This is a genomic window from Agreia sp. (assembly GCF_964263775.1).
Taxonomy (GTDB): domain Bacteria; phylum Actinomycetota; class Actinomycetes; order Actinomycetales; family Microbacteriaceae; genus Agreia.
In genome coordinates this window covers 1-2,739 of the sequence record NZ_CAXVWM010000208.1, presented here as the reverse complement: position 1 = coordinate 2,739, position 2,739 = coordinate 1, and the positions used below count along the sequence as shown (strand labels likewise).

4 protein-coding genes are annotated in these 2,739 nt (G+C 65.9%); 1 reads left to right on the top strand and 3 read right to left on the bottom strand.

What is annotated here, in order from left to right; genetic code table 11:
* The coding region (locus tag ACE5CZ_RS14565) for a DUF2277 domain-containing protein (protein WP_374948047.1) at positions 1–291 on the bottom strand (291 nt) is incomplete at its 3' end.
* A 146-nt stretch (positions 292–437) separates the two neighbouring features.
* Positions 438–1,292 (bottom strand): SDR family NAD(P)-dependent oxidoreductase, encoded by an 855-nt coding sequence (locus ACE5CZ_RS14560; RefSeq protein WP_374948046.1) that lies wholly within the window; start codon positions 1,290–1,292, stop codon positions 438–440.
* A 181-nt stretch (positions 1,293–1,473) separates the two neighbouring features.
* On the opposite strand from ACE5CZ_RS14560, the gene ACE5CZ_RS14555 reads away from it, so the two are divergent.
* Positions 1,474–2,337 carry a helix-turn-helix domain-containing protein gene (locus ACE5CZ_RS14555; protein WP_374948045.1) on the top strand — a complete coding sequence of 288 codons (864 nt, stop codon included), beginning with the start codon at positions 1,474–1,476 and terminating at the stop codon, positions 2,335–2,337.
* Positions 2,338–2,435: 98 nt separating this feature from the next.
* Here the strand turns inward: ACE5CZ_RS14555 and ACE5CZ_RS14550 are convergent.
* Positions 2,436–2,739, bottom strand: a 304-nt coding sequence (locus ACE5CZ_RS14550; RefSeq protein WP_374948044.1) for a TetR family transcriptional regulator C-terminal domain-containing protein, incomplete at its 5' end; no start/stop codon positions are given.

Here is a 2,739-nt window from a genome sequence, read left to right as displayed (position 1 = left end):
GGTCGCCGTGCGGATGCGCACTTCTCGTTCCATACGCTTCTCGTGCCGCTCGCGGCCCTTGACCGCCTCGAGTTCCCGGCTCTTGGGAGGAGCGTTCGTCACCAGGCCGTCGAGCAGGCGCCGCGTTGCGACCGCGATCTCATCGATGGCCCGCTCGAACGCCTCGGTGTTCGCCCGGGAGGGGTGGGTGGAGCCGCTGACTTTGCGGACGAACTGCAGCGCGGCCTCGCGCACCTCGTCGTCGTTGGTCGGGGGATCGAAATTGTGGAGTACTCGGATGTTCCTGCACATGCGAGCGAGATTACTCTCCGTCGGCGGATATCCGCACCCCCATCGTGACGATCGTGACCGGCCCGCCCACGGCATCCATTTAGACCCTGGCCAGCAGTCCTGCTGCGAGCGGGTGGCAGCAGCGACTTGCCGCCACCCGCTGAAGCTCAAACCTGCGGGATGTCGGTCGTGACGGCGAGTGCGCGGCCGCGCTCGATCTCAGACGTCAAGGCCTGCAGGGCGCCCTCCGCAATGGAAAGCGAGTCCGAGCCGAGCAGCTGATGCAGCGGAGCATCGCCGGCGACCGCGACGGTGATGATCGCGGCCGCCGCCTTCGCGGGGTCGCCGAGCTGAGTGCCCGGCATGGCCTGGTGCGCGGTCGTCATGTCGCGGACTGCGGTGTAGCCGTCTGCGGCGCGGCCGGGCAGGCCAAGCGACTGCGGCTTGAGGAAGTCGGTCTGCATGTAGCCGGGCTCGACCAGGTTCACCTTCACGCCGAATTCCGCGATCTCCTGTGCGAGCGAACCGGTGAGTCCTTCCAGCGCGAACTTGCCCGCCGAGTACAGGCCCCACCCCGGAAACGTCGTGAGCCCGAGGATCGAGGACACGTTGATGATGTGGCCGGCTCGTGCGGCACGGAAGTCGGGCAGGGTCGCCCGCAGCACGTTCCACACACCGAAGATCTGCACGTCGAACATCTGGCGCACCTCTGCGTCGGTGATCTCCTCGACCGCGCCGAGGAAACCGTAGCCGGCGTTGTTCACCACGACATCGAGGCCGCCGAAACGGTCTTTCGTCGCCTGAACCGCGGCCCCGACAGCGGTCTCGTCTGTCAGGTCCAACTCGATGGGCAGCAGGCGGGTCGTGTCGGTGACGCCAAGCGCGTCGGTGAGGCGTTCGATCGAGCGGGTGGTCGCCGTGACGTTGTCTCCCCGTTCGAGCAGCTGCGTGACGAGTTCGAGGCCGAGGCCGCGCGAGGTTCCGGTGACGAACCAGGTGCCGGTGGATTCGGGAAAGCTCATGGTGATTGCTCCAATGCGAAGTCGAGAAGTGGTGGATGGCGCCGGGCGGTGCCTTCTCTTCGATGTTCCGCCAGCTCGTCTCTGCATGGGAGCGCATAGCAGGGCCGCCTTCTCCTGGGACGAGCGTGGCTAGGACTCGGCGACCCAGGCGGGTTCGCCGAGGGAGTGCGACACTCGAGACATGGCCGACATCAACAGGGAACTCGCCGATTTTCTCAAGCGAGCCCGCAGCCAGAGTGACCCCCTGCGCGCGGGCCTTCCGACGGACGGCCGCGTGAGACGCGTCGCCGGCCTTCGCCGCGAAGAGGTCGCCCTGCTCGCCGGTGTGTCGACCGACTACTACACCCGTCTCGAGCAGGGCCGAAAGATCACCCCGTCGCCCGGGGTTCTGGATGCCATCGCCCGCGCCCTCGATCTCGACACGGTCGGGCGTGCCCACCTGGGAAACCTGATCGGCGCCGGCCCGGTGCGCACATCCCGAACAGCACCGTCTGTGCAGCGCGTGCGGCCAGGGCTGCACCAGCTGCTCGATGCCCTCGAGAGCCAACCCGCGATGATCCTGGGCCGCCGCATGGACATCCTGGCGTCCAATTCTTTGGCACGAGCCCTGTTCGCAGACTTCGACGCCCTGAAACCACGGCACCGCAACTACGCCCGCTGGTTGTTCTTCGATGACGCAGCGCACGAGCTCTTCGTCGATTGGGATGCGCAGGCCCGGGCGGCCGTCGAGAGCTTGCGATTCGCGGCCGCCGGCCATCCGGATGACCGACTCACCGTCGAGCTGATCGAAGAGCTCTCGCAGAAGAGCGGCGACTTTCGCCAATGGTGGGCCGAACACCGCGTCTACCAGCGCACGTTCGGCACTAAGCGTCTTCACCATCCCATCGTGGGTGACCTGTCGGTCGATTACGAGACGCTCTCACTGCCCGGGGATCCCGATCAGACCCTCTTCATCTACACGACCGAGCCGGCGACATCCTCGCGTCAAGCGTTGGACCTGCTGGTGAGCTGGATTCAGCCTGCCGCGACGAGCCGCACGGAGTAGTCGACTCTGCCGCTAAATCGGGTCCTCAGTGAGAATAGTCGGCAGCAGTCCAGACGCGTCGAGGCGACTTTACGAGTCACGGGTACAACGACAACGGCTCACGCCCCATGAATAAGGCACTGCAGGGTCTTCACCAGCATTCGGTCCGAAGCTTCCGACTTGCGACCGGCGATCCGAGACCGGAGAACCGCGGAACCCTCGAGCAGACTCACGATGGTCTGCGCCGTCGCGTCGAGATCGCTCGCGTTCAGATGCGGTTGTGCGCCGGCGACAGCGCGCACGACGTGGGAAACGTACTGCGCGTAGAAGTCTCGAACCACGTGCGCGACGTCTTCGTCGGCGACAGCGATCGCCCACACTTCGACGTACAGACGCACGGTGGCATGATCTTCTTGCTCACCG

Coding starts and splice junctions, on each gene's coding strand:
- ACE5CZ_RS14555 (WP_374948045.1), top strand. CDS start 1,474: ATGGCCGACATCAACAGGGAACTCGCCGATTTTCTCAAGCGAGCCCGC.
- ACE5CZ_RS14560 (WP_374948046.1), bottom strand. CDS start 1,292: ATGAGCTTTCCCGAATCCACCGGCACCTGGTTCGTCACCGGAACCTCG.